Below are 17,767 nucleotides of genomic sequence, written 5' to 3'. Positions count from 1 at the left end.
GGCGATTTTTTAGGTCTTTCTTCCAAAGGCGCGCGCGTCCCGTGGGGCCATTGATGATCATGCTGTCGGCCTCTCTGGTTTCCGGCTGTGCGCTCGATTCTGAGCGCATTGGTGCCGCGGGCCCGGAACTCGCCGCACGGTATCGCGCCGCGCCGGAACGCTCCGCCAAAGCCATCAGCCAGGATTGGCTCGCCGCCTTTCGCTCGAACGAGTTGGCCCAATTCGGTTCCATGACCCTAGAGGGCAACCTCGATCTCGACGCCGCGCTCGCACGCCTCTCCCAGGCGGAAGCACAGATGATGATCGCCGGTGCGGCGCTCTATCCACAAATCAATGGCGGCCAAAGCGCCTCGCGCAGCCGCTCGCCCGGCACTTTGGGGTCCTCGACCGGCCCGTTCTCGCCCAACTACAATAGCAATTTCAACGTCGGCTTGTCGGCGAGCTATGTGGTCGATTTCTGGGGCCGCAATGCCTCCCTTGCTGAAGCCGGACGTATCGGCGCAGTGGCCAGCCGTTTTGACTACGATACGTTGGTGGTGACCACCCTCGCCACATTGGCCAATGCCTATTTCCAGATTCTGGTGGCACAGGATCGCTTGCTCTACGCCCGCGACAACATCCGCGCCGCCGAACATGTGCTGGGTGCCATCCGCGCCCGCGTCGATGTCGGCACCGCGACGGCGCTCGATGTCGCGCAGCAGGAAAGCGTGCTCGCTAATCTGCGCGTCAATATTCCGGTGCTGGAACGCCAAGCTCAGCAGCAGAAGAATATCGTCGCCCTCCTGCTCGGCCGCACACCCGAAAGCGTCAACGTCAAAGGCGGCCGGCTCAATGCCTTGGCGCTGCCGCAGGTAAAGCCCGGCCTGCCCTCGCAATTACTGCTGCGCCGCCCAGACATTGCCGCCGCCGAAGCGCGCCTTCTCGCCGGCGAAGCCAATATCGTCGCCGCCCGCGCCGCCTTCCTGCCGTCGATTACGTTGACAGGCAATGCCAACCTCGCCAGCCTGGCACTCAAGAATTTGCTGCGCGCCGATGCACTCGCGCTTTCGGTCGCCGACAGCCTCGCCCAACCGATCTTCGACGGCTACAATCTGCAAGGCCAGCTCGACAACCGGCGCGGCCAGCGCAATGAAATGCTGGCCAATTATCGCAAATCCATCGTCAGCGCCCTGACCGACGTCGAAAATGCTTTGATCGGGGTGCGCAAATATGCCGAGCAGGAGCGCCTGCAAGCCATGGCGGTGACGGCGGCGCGTCGCGCCTATGACATCAGCCAGCAACGCCTGAACGAAGGGGTTATCGACATCGTGGTCTTGCTCACCACTCAGACCAATCTGTTCTCGGCGCAGGACGCGCTGACGCTTGTGCGCTATCAGCGTCTGCTAGCTGTTGTCAGCCTCTACCAGGCGCTCGGCGGCGGCTTCACCCGTGAATATAGCGACCCGATGCTGGCCGCCGACCCCGCCATGACCGCCTCCCCCCGCTTCATCGACCAGGCCGCGACGGTGACGCCATGAAACGGTTCATCGCCATCGCCGTGGTTATTGCCATCGGGCTTGTCTACGCGCATTTCACCCGCTGGATCGAGCTGCCGGCCCCGCTCGGCGGCTGGCTTCCACAACGTAGCCAACAAGCGTCCAACAGCGGCGGGCGGGGTGGCTTTGGCGGCGCGAGCGGCCAGCCGATCCCTGTCCTCGTCACCCGCGTCAAGACCGAGGACGTCCCGGTCACGGCCGACGCGGTTGGCACCGTACAGGCGCTCAACACTGTCACCGTGCGGGCGCAGGTTGACGGCCAGCTCATGGAGATCGCCTTCCGCGAAGGCCAGGACGTAAAAGTCGGCGACGTTATCGCGCGCATCGATCCGCGCACCTATCAGGCGCAATATGATCAGTCCGTCGCCAAAAAGGCGCAGGACGAAGCACAGCTCGCCAATGCTCGTCTCGATCTCGAACGATACACCCGGCTGGCGCAGACCAATTTCGGCTCGAAACAACAGGCAGACACGCAGCGCGCCCTCGTCGCCCAGCTCGAAGCACAGGTCCGCGTCGATCAGGCTCTGATCGACAGCGCCAAGATCACCCTCGACTATACGTCAGTCCGTTCGCCAATCGACGGGCGCACCGGCATCCGTCTGGTCGATACCGGCAATATCGTCCGCTCATCCGACCAGACCGGTATCGTCACGCTGACGCAACTGCGTCCGCTCAGCATTTTCTTCAACCTGCCGCAGCAGCAATTGCGCGCCCTCAATGCCGCCCAGGCGCGCGACAAGATCGTGCTCGAGGCGCTGGAACCCGACAATACAACGGTGATCGAGACCGGCACCGTGGAAGTCATCGACAACCAGGTCGATCAGGCCACCGGCACCGTGCGCATCAAATCGCAATTCGCCAATCCAGCACTCCGCCTGTGGCCTGGGCAGTTCGTCAATGTGCGCGCTTATATCGACGTGTTGCGCGGCGTGACGACAGCCCCTTCCGCCGCAATCCAACGCGGCCCGCGCGGCGCTTATGTCTATGTGCTGCGCGACGACAGCACGGTGAAAATGACCGACGTGACCATTTCCCGGCAGGACGAAAAGCTGGCGGTGATCGAAAAAGGCGTCGAGGCCGGTACCCAGATTGTTGTCACCGGCTTCGGCCGTTTGACCGATCAAGCAAAGGTCGCGGCCACCAACGCCGACGAAGTCCAGCCAACACCCGCCGCTGAAGAAACGCAGCAACAGCGGCGACGCGGCGGCCGCCGCGGCTGAGGTAGACTGCGGCTGACTTGGACTGCGGCTGACTTGGACTAACGACACAGAACCAACACCCAAAGGCAACAACTTCGCGATGGTGAGATGAACATATCGGCGCCATTCATCCTGCGACCGGTCGCGACCGGCCTGCTGGCCGTCGCCATCCTGCTGTGCGGCCTGCTCGGCTATGCGCGGCTTCCAGTCTCATCGCTGCCGCAGGTCGATTTCCCGACCATTCTCGTCAAGACGCAGTTGCCGGGCGCCAACCCGGAGACCATGGCCTCCACCGTGACGGCGCCGCTCGAACGACTGTTCGGGCAGATCCCTTCGCTCGTCTCAATGTCCTCGCAATCCTCCTTCGGCTATAGCCAGATTACCCTGCAGTTCGACCTCGATCGCGACATTGAAGCCGCTTCGCAGGACGTACAGGCCGCCATCTCCGCATCTTCGGCCTTGCTGCCCAGAACCCTGCCCTATCCGCCAATCTATTCGAAGGTGAATCCGGCCGACGCGCCGATTGTCTCTATCGCGCTCGTGTCGGAAAACGTCGAACTGCGCGTCATGAGCGATCTGGCCGATACGCTGATCTCGCCGCGCCTATCGGAAATCAGCGGCGTCGGCCTTGTCTCCGTCCAAGGTGGCGTGCGTCCGGCCGTGCGCATCCGCGCCGATCTCGCCCGGCTTGCCGCCTATAAGATCGGCATCGACGATCTGCGCCTGGCCATCACCAATGCCAATGTCGCCGGCTCCAAAGGCACGCTCGACGGCGCCTCGCAATCCTGGATCATTTCCGCCAACGACCAGATCGCCACAGCCGAGGCCTATCGCAACATCGTCGTCGCCTCGCGCAACAATGTCTCGATCGTCCTGCGCGACGTCGCCGAGGTGGTCGACGGCCTGGAGAATGTCCGGGTCGGCGGCTGGTACAACGGCCGCCAGGCCGTCATCCTCGACGTACAGAAACAGCCCGGCGCCAATATCATCGAGACCGCCGACCGCATCACCCACGAACTGCCGCGCCTGCAGCGGCTGATCCCGGCCGGGGTTGAAATTGCCGTCGTCCAGGATCGCACCAAAACCATTCGGGCGTCCGTCAACGAAGTGCAGTTCACTCTAGTGCTGAGCATCTGCCTGGTGGTGCTCGTCGTGCTGCTGTTCTTGCGCTCGCTGCGCGCCACCATCGTCGCTGGCATCACCCTGCCGCTGTCGATCGTCGCCAGTTTCGGCGTGATGTATCTGGCGGGCTTCAGTCTCAACAATCTCACGCTGATGGCGCTCACCATCGGCACCGGTTTCGTCGTCGACGACGCCATCGTCATGATCGAAAATATCGTCCGCAATCTGGAGCAGGGCAAGAATCGGCTCGATGCGGCGCTGGATGGTGCGCGCGAAATCGGCTTCACCGTCGTCTCGCTGACCTTCTCGCTCATCGCCGTTTTCATCCCGCTTCTGTTCATGACCGGCCTTGTCGGGCGCATGTTCCGCGAATTCGCCCTGACGCTGACCATCGCCGTCGTCGTTTCGGCGATCATTTCGCTCACCATCACACCCATGTTGTCGGCGAAACTGCTGAAAGCCGGCGCTCACGACGAGAAGCACAATGCCTTCATGCGCCTGGTCGAGGCGCCGCTTGAATGGATGTCGAATGTCTATGAACGCACGCTCGATCGCGCCTTGCAGCATCAGCTGCTGATCATCCTGATCACGATCGCGACCCTCGGGCTGACCGTTTATCTCTACGCAGTGATGCCCAAGGGCTTCATTCCGGCCCAGGATACCGGCCTGATCAGCGCCGTGCTGGAAGCCGCGCCCGACACCTCGTTCCGCGAAATTACCAATCTACAGGCTGTCGTCACCCGCAAGTTGCGCGATGACAAGGATGTCGCCGATGTGGTGTCCGTGCTCGGCATCGGGCCGCTGAACGCCACCGGCAACACCGGCCGAATGACCGTTGTCCTGCGCCCGAAAGAGGAGCGAACCAACTCCGCCACGGAGATCGCGGCGCGCCTGCGTGCCTCCGTCACCGAAGTCGCCGGCGCCAATATCTATCTTGAGCCGGTCCAGGATATTCAGATTTCGACACGCAGCAGCCGGTCGCAATTCCAATATACGTTGTCTGGCGCCGATCCGGCCGAAGTCGACCGCTGGAGCCAGCGCCTGCTCAACGCACTTCGTAACGATCCGATCATCCGCAATCCCGCCAACGAGAGCCAGGACGGTGGCCTGCGCGCTTTCGTCGACATCGACCGTGAAAAGGCGGGGCGCCTCGGCATCTCCATCCAGTCGATCGCCGACACGCTGAACAGCGCGTTCGGCCAGCGACAGATTTCGACCATCTACGGCCAGGCCAATCAGTATCGTGTCATTCTCGAAGCAGCGCCCGCCTATCAGGACGATCCTTCGTCGCTGTCGCGGCTCTATGTGGCGGGCGTCGGCGGCGTGCAGGTGCCGCTCGACAGTTTCACCCGCATCGTCCGCACCACCGCACCGCTGCTCATCGCCCACCAGGATCAGTTCCCGGCCGCCACCATCAGCTTCAACGTGCGCCCGGGCGCCTCGCTGGGCGATGCGGTGACCTCGATGGCCCGCGCCCAGCGCACCATAGATCTGCCGACGAATATCTCGGCCAGCTTCCACGCCGATGCGGCAGAATTCCAAAGCGCTCTGTCCAACCAGCCGTGGCTGATCCTCGCCGCCGTGATCTCGATCTATATCGTTCTCGGCGTCCTCTATGAGAGCCTGGCTCATCCGTTCACGATCCTGACCACCCTGCCCTCGGCCGGTGTCGGCGCTTTGCTCGCCCTGATTCTGACGGGACATGATCTGTCGGTCATCGCGCTCATCGGCATCGTGCTGCTGATGGGCATCGTCAAGAAAAACGCGATCATGATGATCGACTTCGCCATATCGGCGGAGCGCGAACAGGGCTTGTCGCCGACCGATGCGATCGTGCGCGCCTGCAAGCTGCGTTTTCGCCCGATCATGATGACCACGCTGGCAGCCCTCCTCGGCGCCATTCCGCTCGCCTTCGATACGGGCATCGGCAGCGAATTGCGCGTGCCCCTGGGCATCTCGATCATCGGTGGCCTGCTGCTCAGCCAGCTGCTGACGCTTTACACAACGCCAGTGGTCTATCTGGCGGTGGAGGGCCTGCGCCTGCGCCTCGGCGGCAGCCGTAAGATCAGTGCCGAGACGGCTCTGGCGGAAGCCCGCAAGGGCGAGGCAGCCACATGACTTCCGGCCTCAACCCCTCCACCCTCTTCATCGCCCGCCCCATCGGCACATCGCTTCTGGCCGTGGCGGTGATGATAGCCGGCCTTGTCGCCTATGCCTTCCTGCCGGTCGCCAGCCTGCCGTCAATTGAGTTCCCCACGATCGTCGTCAGCGCCAACCGGCCGGGCGCAGATCCAGAAACCATGGCCTCGTCCGTCGCCGCGCCGCTCGAACGCGCGCTGGGCTCGATCGCCGGCGTGACCGAGATTACGTCGACCAGTGCGCTCGGATCCTCGAACATCGTCGTCCAGTTCGACCTCAACCGGAAAGTCGAGAGCGCCGCCCGCGACGTCCAGGCGGCCTTGAACGCCGCCGCCACCAATCTACCGTCCGACCTGCCGAGCTTCCCGCGCATGCGCAAGTTCAACCCGGCCTCGCAGCCGGTGCTGATCCTCGCGATGACGTCGAACAATCTGCCGCCATCGGCACTTTATGATATCGCCGACACGCTGGTCGCCCAGCGGATCGCCCAGGTGCGCGGCGTCGGTGGGGTTACGGTCAGCGGCGCCGAACAACCGGCGATCCGTATCCGTGCTGATCCCGCACGCCTGGCCGCCATGGGTATCGCGCTCGACGATATCCGCACCGCCATCGTGAATGCGTCCGTCACCTCGCCGCTTGGCGCCTTCGACAGCGAGGGACGGGCGGAAACATTGGGCATCGCCGGCCAACTCGAGACCAGCGAGGATTATGCCCGCATTCCTCTCCGCCTGCAGAACGGCCGGGTGGTGCTCGTCGGCGACGTCGCCACTGTTGCGCCCGGCGTCCGCAACAGTCGCACCGCCGGCTGGTACAATGGCCAGCCCGCTGTCATCATCAACGTCACCAAGGAAGCGGCCGCCAATATCATCGACACGATCGAGGGCGTGAAGGAGGTTTTGCCAGAACTGCGCAAATGGATGCCGGCAGGCGTCGACTTCTCGATCATGTCGGACCGCTCCAAGACCATCCGCGCCTCGATCTTCGACCTGCAGCTGACCCTCGCCATCTCGATCGGCCTGGTGATGATGGTGGTCTTCCTGTTCTTGCGCCGCGTCTCATCCACGGCGGCGGCCGCCGTGTCGGTGCCGCTGTCGCTCGCCGGCACGTTCGGCGCCATGTGGTTTTGCGGCTTTTCCATCGACAATCTGTCGCTGATGGCGATCACGGTCGCGGTCGGCTTCGTCGTCGACGATGCCATCGTCATGGTCGAGAATATCCACCGCAACATGGAAGCGGGGATGGGCCGGCTGGAAGCGGCGCTCGCCGGCACCGGGCAGATCGGCTTCACCATCATCTCGATCAGCATATCGCTGATCGCCGCGTTCATCCCGCTCCTGTTCATGGGCGGCATTCCGGGGCGCTTGTTCCGCGAATTCTCGGTGACTTTGTCCTTCGCCATCGTCGTTTCGATGATCGTGTCGCTGACCGTGACGCCAATGCTCTGCGCTCACACCATGCCACCGATCCATGGCCAACGCGGCCGCATCGATCAGGCCATGGAAGACTTCTTCGCCTGGGTGCTACGCGCCTATGAGCGCAGCCTGCGTTTCGCCCTGGGCTATCCGATCACCGGTCTTTTGGTCTTTCTCGTCGTCATCGGCCTCACCGTGGACCTCTATCGCACGACGCCAAAGGGCTGGCTGGCCCAGGACGATACCGGCCTGCTCGGCGGCTGGACCAGCGCCTCCGACGATTCCTCTTTCGAAGCCACGCTCGCTTTGCAGCAGCGCGTGGCGGAGATCATCAAGGCCGATCCAGCGGTCGAGGCCGTCGCCTCCTTCATCGGCACCGGCAGCTCCGCAAGTTCAGGCCGGTTGAACATCTCCGTGCGCACCAGCGGACCGAACAGCGCCTCGTCCCAGGCGGTCATCGCGCGCCTGCGCCCGCAACTGGCCCGCGTCGTCGGCATGCAAACCTTTCTGATCGCCCAGCAGGATGTGCGCATCGGCGGGCGGCAGGGGCGCTCGACCTATCAATTCACCCTTTGGAGCAGCGATCTCACCGCGCTCGACGCCGCCGCCGAACAAGTGCTGACGCGCTTGCGCCGGACACCACAACTGGTCGATGTCGAGAGCGACCGCGACGACGGTGGCCTGCAGGCGAATATCGCGGTGGATCGTACCGCCGCCGCGCGCCTGGGCGTCAATATCCAGAGCATCACCGCTGCGCTGTCCAACGCCTTCAGCCAACGCCAGATCGCGACGATCTATACGGAACGCAATCAATATAAAGTCATTCTCGAGGTAACAGCCTCGCGCCAACGCGACCCGAGCGACATTTCCGGCATCTACGTGCCTGGCGCCAACAATACCCAAGTGCCCCTCTCGGCGGTCGCCAGCGTTCATCGCGGCGAGACCGCGCTGTCCGTCAACCACCAAGGCCCCTTCCCCGCCATCACCATCACCTACGATCTGGCGGCAGGTGTGACCTTGGACGAAGGTACGCGGGTGCTGCGCCAAGCCGTTGCCGAACTGCATTTGCCCGATACCATCACCGCCGACTTCGCCGGGGACGCCAAGGCCTTCCGCGAGAACCAGCAAAGCCAGATCTGGCTCATCGTCGCCGCATTGGTCTGCGTCTACATCGTTCTCGGTATTCTCTACGAGAGCCTCATCCATCCGTTGACGATCATTTCAACCCTGCCCTCGGCCGGCCTCGGCGCGCTGCTGGCGCTGAATGTCACCAAGACGGAACTATCGCTCGTCGCCTTCATCGCCATCATCATGCTGATCGGCATCGTCAAGAAGAACGGCATCATGATGGTCGATTTCGCCATCGCCGCCCGCCGCGCTCGCGACCTCACGCCCACCGAGGCGATCGTCGAAGCTTGTCGCGAGCGTTTCCGCCCAATCCTCATGACCACGATGGCCGCCATGCTCGGCGCTCTGCCCCTGGCGCTCGGCCATGGCCCCGGCGCCGAACTGCGCCGGCCGCTCGGCATCGCCATCGTCGGCGGACTTCTGATTTCGCAAATCCTGACGCTCTATTCGACACCTTTAATCTATATGCTGATGAGCCGTTTCGAGCGCGGCAGCCGCAGGAGCTTGTTGCAAAAGGCAGCGCTCGCCGATCGGCCGGTAACCTAAATTCTCGGTTCTCATTAAGGTAGAACCAAACGGCGCGCGCCTTGCTCCCTCTGGGGAACAGCGGCCAGTGATATGGGAAGCGGCACGTATCTGTGCCATTTCAAAACATTCACCATGATGCCGATCCGGGAAGTGGACAGATGAGAAACAAGAAGCTCCTGTCGCGCCGCATTGTGCTGGCCTCCGCCGCCGGCGCGGCCTGCGTCGCGGCATTGCCTTTGATAGGCGCTGGTCCGCCGCTTGCCGCATCGCCCGCGCCACGTCTGCGCCGCGGCGGTTCAATCCATACGATGATGAACTGGGCGGATGTCGAGCCCGGTGATCCGCAACGCTATGCCTGGCCGCCCTTCAGCACTCCGCATTTCAACATCGGTGCCGGCCTGCTGCGGGCCTACCGGCAATGCGGCCTCGATCACATCCGCATGACCATCGATTCCGGCCCCTTCCTGCAGGCTGATCCGGAACAGTTGAAACAGGCGAACCAGATCCTGCTAGAACGCTGCCGGCAAATCCTGGCCGAGGACCTGCAAGTGGTGGTCGATTTCCATCCGACCCAACAGGTCGAGCGCTTCGGGCCCGAACGCATCGTCGCCAACGAGACCGGCGCCCTGTTCAAAGCTTACGTCGTCGTCCTCGCCTCGGTCGCCGAGGCGATGAAGGAACTTGATCCGACCCGCGTCGCGCTTGAACTGATGAACGAGCCGCCCTACGGCTACGACGGTTTCACAGCGGCACGCTGGCGGCGCATGCTGTCTGCCATGCATCGCGCCATTCGGCAGGTCAATCCGGCTTTACCACTGGTGATCTCCGGCGCTGCCGGCGGCGGCATCCCCGGGCTTTTGTCGCTCCAGCCAAGTGACTTCAACGATCCCAATCTGTTCTGGTCCTTCCACTACTACGATCCGCATGTCTTCACCCATCAGGGCGTCGTGACATCCCAATCCAACATGCTCTACTTCCGCTATCTCTCCGGTCTCGCCTGGCCAGCGGATCGCACCAATGTTCAAGCTGTGACGACGTTAATCGCCGCCAAGATCGACGTCGATCCGCGCCCGCCGATCGCCGATCGTGAGCGCCTCAAGCAAGAAGCGTTCGACGCGGTCGAACAATACGAAAAGTCAAAATTCTCCGAGGATCGTATCAGAGCCGATTTTGGCAAGGTCGAGGCTTGGGCGCGCGACAACGGTATCGCATCCGAGCGCATCTATCTCGGCGAATTCGGCATCATGCGCGAGACGCCGGAACAGCCAGGCGCCAAATCCCACGATCGCGAAGCCTGGATGCGGGCCATTCGCGCCTCCGCGGAACGTCGCGGTTTCGGCTGGGCCTTATGGGATATCAACGATACCCAGATGGGCCTCGTCGAGCAGCGCAATCGATTGCCGCTGCACGACGGCACGCTCAGCGCGTTGGGGCTATCATCACGCCCGCCGCGTCAGACGACACCATAGCGGCGATAGATCGCCAGGATCGCATTGACGAAAACGGGCACGGTGAATCTTTTTTCATAGAGAACGCGCGACTGCTCCTGCATCCCGGCCAGGTTCATCGGCTCTTGCATGAGTTGCTTGATCGCTTGAGCAATGGTGGCCGGATCATGTGGAATCAGCAGGCCGTTGACGCCCTCCTGAACCACTTCCGCCACCGCCCCTATATTGGTGGCGATAAGCGCTGTTCCAGCGCAAGCGCCTTCGATGAGAGACAGAGGCAGCGCTTCAGCGCGAGACGGCAGAATGACGACATCCGCTTGCTGCATCAGCTGATGCACCTCGGGCAAGGTCAACCACCCCCTGATATCCAGGCGATCACTCATCCCGGCCGCTGCAATGGCCGCTTCATAAGGTTGCATCGATCCATTACCGGCGATCGTGCATTCCCAACCGTCGGATTTGAGCAGCGACAGAGCCCCAATCAACAGGTCCATGCCTTTACGATTGCCGATCTCGCCGCAGAACAACAGCGACAGCACACCGTCATAGGGACGCGGGATGACTGCATCCGAGCGGATATCGGGCACGCCATTGTAAATGACTTCGATACAATGATTGTCGACGCGAAGTACATCCCGGAAAGGCCGGCGAAAGGCTTCGCCTAGCACAATCACACTATCGGCGCCGCGCGCCAGACGACCGAGCGCGCGCAACCATGGAGGATTGCGTTCGATCGTCTCATTGCTGATCATGCCGTGAAAATGAATGATATAGGGCACGCCGAACAATCGAGCGACGGCGCCAAACGCCTGTTTGCGCAGAGCACTGCCGTCGGTCGAGACATGGATGTGAACAAGGCCATAGCTGCGGGTCATCAGCAGCCAGGCGAAGCGCGCGAGCGCCAGGCAGAAATGCGGCACCCACCGCCAACCCTTGGCATCGCCGCGCGCGCCCACGAGATCGAAGGTCATGTCCTGACCTCTTTCGCGCAAATCATCGAGGAAATAGAATAACAGCCTATCGATCCCGCCCTGCCCGAAAAGGCCGACAGGCGAGACAATGAGCAGGCGTTTCGGGGAAGCGGATGCGGCTTCGGTCATGAATTTTCCGTCGTCGCGACAAATGAAACGGCGATCATACATCCCTCTTCGCCGATGTCACCGGCGAGCGCAATACGCCAGGTATCGCGCAACATGCCAAATTGCGGCGCATAACGCCCGCGTTCAACAGACGCGGTTAACGCGGCCGGCACAGCGATCGAAGCGAGAAAACGCCCCGCCTGCGACAGCAGGATTTTATCGCCAACGATTTCAGCCTCAACCTCTTCCGCGAGAAGGAAGTTCCAAGTGCAGGGAAGAGCGCTCTTCGCACCGATCAAACGATCCTGAATGACGAAGCCATCGGCGGCACGCGTGATCCGCCGCGCATGGCGCACACCGAGGGCACGCAGATAGCCATCATGCGCCCCTTCCACCGACCAAGCTTGCGGCGAGGTGAACAAGGCTTCGGCCTTGGCGGCGTTCTTCCACGAAAACGCGCTCGACGGCTCGCTTTGCGATCCGCCTTGCACTGACACAGTATTATGCGCTTGCGAACGGCGCAGCTCACGCCGCGTTTCTCGGCCGGAATGATAAAGCCAGGTGCCGGCGTCGATGAATAGCGGCTGGCCATCGACATTTAGCCAGATCGCCAGCGCATCGGCATGTCCATGGGCGGCAAGCGACAGATAGCCCAGCGGCCCGCGATCGAAGATCAAATGATAGCGATGGTTCGCCGCCTCGTCGCGAACGACGACGTAACCACCTGCCGCAAAATCCTTGAACGACCGGCGCGGCGCGGACGCGACCACATCAAGAGCGCCGAACAAAGCCTCGCGCAGATAGCCAGGCGCAACGCAGGACTGGCTCGGTTCACCCAGAAGACCCGCGACCGCATGGATAATCGAGGCGACGTAAAGCGGCTCGGCGACACCCGAACTGGCGACGACCCGGCCTTCATCATCGTCACCAATCGCCGGCACCCGCCCCGCGTCGTCTTGCAAAGCAGCCAGGAAGGCAGCCCCCCGACGCAACCGCTCGTCGACAACCGCTGCCAGCGGCACGCCGAGCGCACGCGCCACAAGCTGGCCCAAAGCCAGCATCTCCATGGTGAAGCCCTGATAGGTCGGCGATTGTTCGGCGCCAACGCCATCAGGCAGAATCTGCTGGGACGCCTCAACCTCTAGAATATGCCGCCCTTCCCGCGCATAGGCCGTGGCCTCCTGCGAGGCAGGCAGAACCATGCCGGCCAAAAACAGGCCGAGCCCTTCGGCGACCCGGTGGTTGTTGGCCGAGGAATGGAGGGAAGGAAAGCGAACCAGCCAAATGGCATGCGCCTTGAGAAAGCGCAGCAAGGTTGAGCGATGCGGTGCCTCTGCAGCCGCCGTGCCGTCGCCCGCAATCAGCAAGACGACGGAAACAATACGCAGCGCGATCTCGATGCCCGAGGTCCAGTGCACGCCCCGCCACGGCGGATTGGCCGACATCCACGATTGCACCCAGGCCATGCCATCTTCGAAAGCCGCGCGATCTCCCTGCGCCGCACGCACCGCCAGCCACTGCAAGGCCTGGAGTCGCGCCGGCTCCCAGACGAATTTAACGTCGCCGGTGCGAAGCCGATCATCCGGCGTGGCGTTGGTGGAGCGAACATCAATGTCAAAACCCGCCTGCTCCGCGCCGGGCCAAGCTCGTTCCGATATGGGATCGAAACGCCACAGGCTGTCGCGCGGTCGCGCGCCATCGAAATGAGAGGCTGGCCAGCGCCGGCCCAAGGCCAACGCCGGATCGAAGCCCACGCCACAGGACGCCGGCACCTGACGCAGCCGCGTTTGCAGCTCGCTCAGCACGGCAAACGGCGCGTCGGAGCCGGCAGCAATAGCATCCCAGCCGCGCTTTTCGGCACGAAACCGGGATTTACGGCCCAGTTCAAGAACGCGATGGCCAATTTCCGGCACGCTCATCGTCGAAAGCCGCGCGCCATACCAACGCAATCGATCCCACATCGGCCCAAAAATCCTCGTCAGGGCCAAAAGGGCCTGTTTTCTCAGATCGTAGAAGCATTCTGTAAATGAGAGGTATGGCACAACACTTGGAAGAAAAACGAGGAGACCAAACCGTGTTTCATTTTGAAACAGGTCTCCGGGAACAGGGTGTGTGTAAAAGCGGGGTGGACTGGTCCGCCGTCGCCGAACGGGCATGCCTCCGGTCAAGAAGCCAAACGGGATTGTGGGCATGTGTGGAATTGCGGGATTGGCGCTGCGCAAACCTGATCCGGTCTTGCGCGACAAATTCGTCCGCCTGTCCCTCAACCATCTGGCCTTGCGCGGTCCCGATGCCCATGGCCACGAGACCTATCGCCCGCTGCCCGGCGTCGAGGTCGATCTGATCCACACCCGGCTGTCGATCATCGACCTTGCCGGCGGCGCGCAGCCGATGGCTGACACCAAAGGCGCGATCGTCTTCAACGGCGAGATCTACAATTTCCGCGAACAGCGCGACCCCGCCTTTAGCTACTGCACAACCTCGGATACGGAAGTCCTGCTGCAGGCCATGGGCACCGGCGGTCTGCCGGCGCTCAACCGCATGGAAGGCATGTTCGCCTTCGGCTATCTCGACGAGGCCCGCAAGCGCCTGGTCATCGCCCGCGACGAGTTCGGTATCAAACCGGTCTATTTCTATAAGGACGACGAGCGTTTCGCCTTCGCTTCGACCCTGCCGCCACTGATGGCGCTGTCGAAGAAGGAGATCAACCCTGACTCGCTCGTCGAATATTACACCTCGCGCGGCATGCGCTCCTCACACACCATCTTCAAGGATGTGGTCGAGGTCGCCCCCGGCTATGCTTTCGTGCTCGATCTCGAAACCTGGACCCTGGAAAGCCTGAAATGGGCGGAGCCGCGCCGCTTCGATCCGGTGCGTGGAACCGAAGCCGAACTGCTCGATCAGCTTGAACAGATTCTCGATGCCTCGGTAAAGCGCCATCTGATCTCCGATGTGCCGGTCGCAGCTCTCCTTTCCGGCGGCATCGATTCCAGCCTGATGACGGCCTTCGCCGCGCGCCACACCAATCATCTCGCCGCCTTCACCATCGGCTTCCGCGACAAGACTTATGACGAGAGCCAGCATGCCGCCGCCGTGGCGCAACGCTACGGCCTGCGCCACCACGTCATGTATTGCGAGGACGATGAGTTCATCGGCCTGATCGCCGACTGGCCGTTGATCATGGATGATGCGGTGGCCAATCCCTCCACCGTCCTGCTCTACGCCTTGTCGCGTTTCGCCCGCGAAGCTGGCTACAAAGTCTTGCTGGCCGGCGAAGGCGCCGATGAGTTTTTCGGCGGCTATCACCAGCAGTGGCGCTTCGCCATGGCACGCAAGCTCAATCCAGCGGCGCGCCACTTTTCCGCCATCGCCCACGGCCTGGAAAGATTCGCGCCCCACCGCACCCGTCTCGTCCATGCGGCGCGGCTCGCCACCGGCGACTGCACCTTCCATGGCACCAGCATGATCGTCGAACCCTGGCTCGCGCCGGAGCTGTTCGCGGTGCCAGTGGGTGAAGCACCCTTCGCCAAATCCTTGAGTAAAGCCCTGCTGCTCGACCAGGAGTATCGCCTGCCCGACGACATGCTGACGGCGGCCGATCGCGCCACCATGCATGCCTCCGTCGAAGCGCGCGTGCCCTTCGTCACCCGCTCGGTCGCCAATTTCGCCGCCGGCCTCGAAGATCACCACCTAATCAACGGCTTCTCGCAGAAGGTAATCCTGAAAAAACTGGCCCGCCGACACATTCCGGCCTCCTGCATCGACCGGCGCAAAGTCGGCTTCGATCTGCCGCTGTCACGCTGGTTCCGCACCTCGTTGAAGGAGCGGCTGATGGATTCCCTCGCCAGCACTTGGCAGCGCGACTATTTCCGCCCCGGCGCCCTCGACAAGATGGTGGATTGGCATCTCAGCGGCCGCGCCAATATTCCCGACAAATTGTGGGCGTTCTATCTACTCGAGCATAATGTTCGAGCCCTCCGGGCGATCGCGTGACAGACATGAGCATTATTGACACGCTCAAGCATACGGCGCTCACCGACCGGCTTTTGCGCCGGCCGCCCGGCCTCTATGACTATGCGCGACGCACCATCACGCGTGTGTCCACGCTTACGCCTGAAGAACAGGCCGCCTGGGCGCAAACGCGCATCACCGCCATCCTCAACCGAGCGCGCACCCTGCCCGGCTATACGCCGGCATCGACAAGCCAGCGCCTGCAGGATTGGCCGATCCTCACCAAGCCGCAGTTGATCGGACGCGAGAAGCTCTTCGCCACCCGTGGCGTCCTCCCCCGCGCCAACGGCGCGACCGGCGGCACCACCGGCCAGCCGATGCAGGTGACGCGTACCGCCGCTGGCGTCGTCTTCGAGCAAGCCACCATCGACATGCTGTGCCGCAAGGCCGGTGCCGATTGCGCACTGTCGCGCGTCGCCGTGCTGCGCGGCGATTCCATCAAGAATCCGGTCGATATGTCGCCGCCCTTCTGGGTCGACGAAGGACGGCGCAAACGCCTGTTCTCGGCGCATCATCTCAACCGCGACAGTATCGGTGCCTATATCCGCGCGCTGCATGACTTCGCGCCCGATATCCTGTTCTGCTACCCGTCTTCGCTCGGCGCGCTGCTGCACGCTCTGCCCATCGACTCGGGCCTGCACATCCCGGTGATCTTCGCATCGTCCGAAACGCTGCCGCCAGCGACCGCCGAATTGGCGCGCGAAATGCTCGGCGCCCGTATCGTCAATTATTACGGCCATGCCGAGCGCATCGTCGCCGCCGCCGACATCGACAATGAGGGCTGCCGCTTCCTGCCCTTCTACGGCCATGTGGAACTGGTGCCCGACGAAGAAGGCTTGGCCCGCATCATCGCCACCTCGCTCTGGGACCATGGCCAGATTTTCGTGCGCTATGACACAGGCGATCGGGTCCGCGTGCCGAGCCATGACCCCGACGTTCTCGCGCGGATCGCTGCCGGGCATCAGGCATTTGAAGCCATCGACGGGCGCAACAGCGAATATATCGATCTACCGAACGGCCGCCGCATCATCGGTCTCAACCATATTCAGCGTGGCGTGCGCGGCGCCGCCTCGATCCAGCTTCACTATACGCGGGACCAGAGCCTCACCCTTTATATCGCCCCGAGCGAGGGCTATGGCCCGGCCACGATCGCGGCGATCAAGAGCAATCTTTCCCTGAAATTCCCCCCTGACATCCCGGCACGCTTCGTGCTCGTAGATCGACCAGTAAGAGAACCGAATGGCAAGGCGCCCCTGCTCCTGCGCCGCCCCGTCATTCAACCTGGCCAGAGCCAGGAACCGGAGTCGATCTAATGAGTGCCAGTCCTGCTGATATCAATGCGATTTCCCCCGATGAATGGGAGCGCATCGAGCGCGAGGAACATGACCGTGTCTATGACGGTATGATGCCCTTCGGCCAGCGCTCGCGCCGGATCGATCCTGCTCATGTACTGAAATGGGAAGACTACTGTTTCAAACCGGGAGCCCGTCCCGATCGCGGTCACCGCACGCGGCGGGTTTTCGAGTTGATGGATGTCGACAATCTCAAGGGCGAGAAGGTTCTCGATGTCGGCAGTGGCATCGGTCAGTATGGTGTTTTTTTCGCGCTGAAAGGCGCTGACGTGCGCGGCTTCGACTTGTCGCCGGTCGGCGTCGAGGCTGGCAATGCACTGGCGCGTGAGAATGGCGTCGCCGACACCTGCCGGTTCGAGGTCGCCAATGCGACAGCCATGCCCTATGCGGATGAGGAATTCGACATCATCCTCTTCCACGAAGTCCTGCATCACGCCATCAAATACCCGGGTGTGCGTGAGGAAACGCTGCGCGTGCTGAAGCCCGGCGGTCAAGTGATCATCAGCGAAACCCTGCGCGGCAATGCCGTTCTCGATATGATGCGCAAGGTCAGCATGCGTGGTGAAGAAGCCAAGGGCGACGTCATTCTCGAGCCCGCCGATATCGCCGATTTCAGCAAAGGTTTTCGCTCCTATCGGCTCGAACAGATGTCGCTCTTGTTCATGGGCAAGCGGATCGTCCAAGCCCATACCGGCAATCCGGTGGTACGCGCCGGCTTGCGCGCACTCAAAGGCGCTGACGATGTCCTGCTCGGCGCGTTCCCCAGCCTGCGCCGCTATTGCGGCGAATGCGTCGCGGTTATGGAAAAATAGGC

At 62.5% G+C, this 17,767-nt stretch carries 10 protein-coding genes; 8 read left to right on the top strand and 2 right to left on the bottom strand.

The features are described 5' to 3' along the window. The first annotated feature begins 53 nt into the window (after positions 1 to 53). From BLW50_RS02170 to BLW50_RS02150, 5 genes are all read left to right on the top strand, one after another. Positions 54 to 1,517: an efflux transporter outer membrane subunit gene (locus tag BLW50_RS02170; RefSeq protein ID WP_090696828.1), complete on the top strand. Its 1,464-nt coding sequence runs from the start codon at positions 54 to 56 to the stop codon at positions 1,515 to 1,517. Next, on the top strand, positions 1,514 to 2,755 hold the full coding sequence (locus BLW50_RS02165; protein ID WP_090696825.1) for an efflux RND transporter periplasmic adaptor subunit: 1,242 nt from the start codon (positions 1,514 to 1,516) through the stop codon (positions 2,753 to 2,755). The genes BLW50_RS02170 and BLW50_RS02165 overlap by 4 nt, the downstream gene beginning before the upstream one ends. 87 nt (positions 2,756 to 2,842) lie before the next feature. Then, complete coding sequence (locus BLW50_RS02160) at positions 2,843 to 5,974, top strand: efflux RND transporter permease subunit (protein WP_090696823.1); 3,132 nt, start codon at positions 2,843 to 2,845, stop codon at positions 5,972 to 5,974. Next, the gene (locus BLW50_RS02155; RefSeq protein WP_090696821.1) at positions 5,971 to 9,081 is read left to right on the top strand and encodes an efflux RND transporter permease subunit; all 3,111 of its coding nucleotides are present in this window, start codon (positions 5,971 to 5,973) and stop codon (positions 9,079 to 9,081) included. Before BLW50_RS02160 ends, BLW50_RS02155 begins: the two co-directional genes overlap by 4 nt. A gap of 140 nt (positions 9,082 to 9,221) precedes the next feature. Next, a complete protein-coding gene (locus BLW50_RS02150; RefSeq protein WP_090696818.1) occupies positions 9,222 to 10,532 on the top strand; it encodes a glycoside hydrolase family 5 protein in 1,311 nt (436 codons plus the stop codon). Here BLW50_RS02150 and BLW50_RS02145 read toward each other — a convergent pair. Then, positions 10,517 to 11,611: a glycosyltransferase family 4 protein gene (locus BLW50_RS02145; protein WP_170849942.1), complete on the bottom strand. Its 1,095-nt coding sequence runs from the start codon at positions 11,609 to 11,611 to the stop codon at positions 10,517 to 10,519. The two genes, BLW50_RS02150 and BLW50_RS02145, sit on opposite strands and share 16 nt — an antisense overlap. Then, positions 11,608 to 13,551, bottom strand: coding sequence for a heparinase II/III family protein (locus BLW50_RS30190; protein WP_170849941.1), 1,944 nt, complete (start codon positions 13,549 to 13,551; stop codon positions 11,608 to 11,610). The genes BLW50_RS02145 and BLW50_RS30190 overlap by 4 nt, the downstream gene beginning before the upstream one ends. A 229-nt stretch (positions 13,552 to 13,780) precedes the next feature. On the opposite strand from BLW50_RS30190, the gene asnB reads away from it, so the two are divergent. The 3 genes from asnB to BLW50_RS02120 are packed head-to-tail and all read left to right on the top strand — an operon-like array spanning position 13,781 to position 17,765. Continuing rightward, a complete protein-coding gene (gene asnB / locus BLW50_RS02130; RefSeq protein ID WP_170849940.1) occupies positions 13,781 to 15,583 on the top strand; it encodes an asparagine synthase (glutamine-hydrolyzing) in 1,803 nt (600 codons plus the stop codon). Positions 15,584 to 15,588: 5 nt separating this feature from the next. Beyond that, a complete protein-coding gene (locus BLW50_RS02125; protein ID WP_090696807.1) occupies positions 15,589 to 16,914 on the top strand; it encodes a phenylacetate--CoA ligase family protein in 1,326 nt (441 codons plus the stop codon). Further along, the gene (locus BLW50_RS02120; RefSeq protein WP_090696804.1) at positions 16,914 to 17,765 is read left to right on the top strand and encodes a class I SAM-dependent methyltransferase; all 852 of its coding nucleotides are present in this window, start codon (positions 16,914 to 16,916) and stop codon (positions 17,763 to 17,765) included. The genes BLW50_RS02125 and BLW50_RS02120 overlap by 1 nt, the downstream gene beginning before the upstream one ends. Positions 17,766 to 17,767 lie beyond the last annotated feature (2 nt).

It is taken from the genome of Beijerinckia sp. 28-YEA-48 (assembly GCF_900104955.1).
In the GTDB taxonomy this organism is placed as follows: Bacteria; Pseudomonadota; Alphaproteobacteria; order Rhizobiales; family Beijerinckiaceae; genus Terripilifer.
This window is presented reverse-complemented; position numbering and strand designations above follow the sequence as displayed.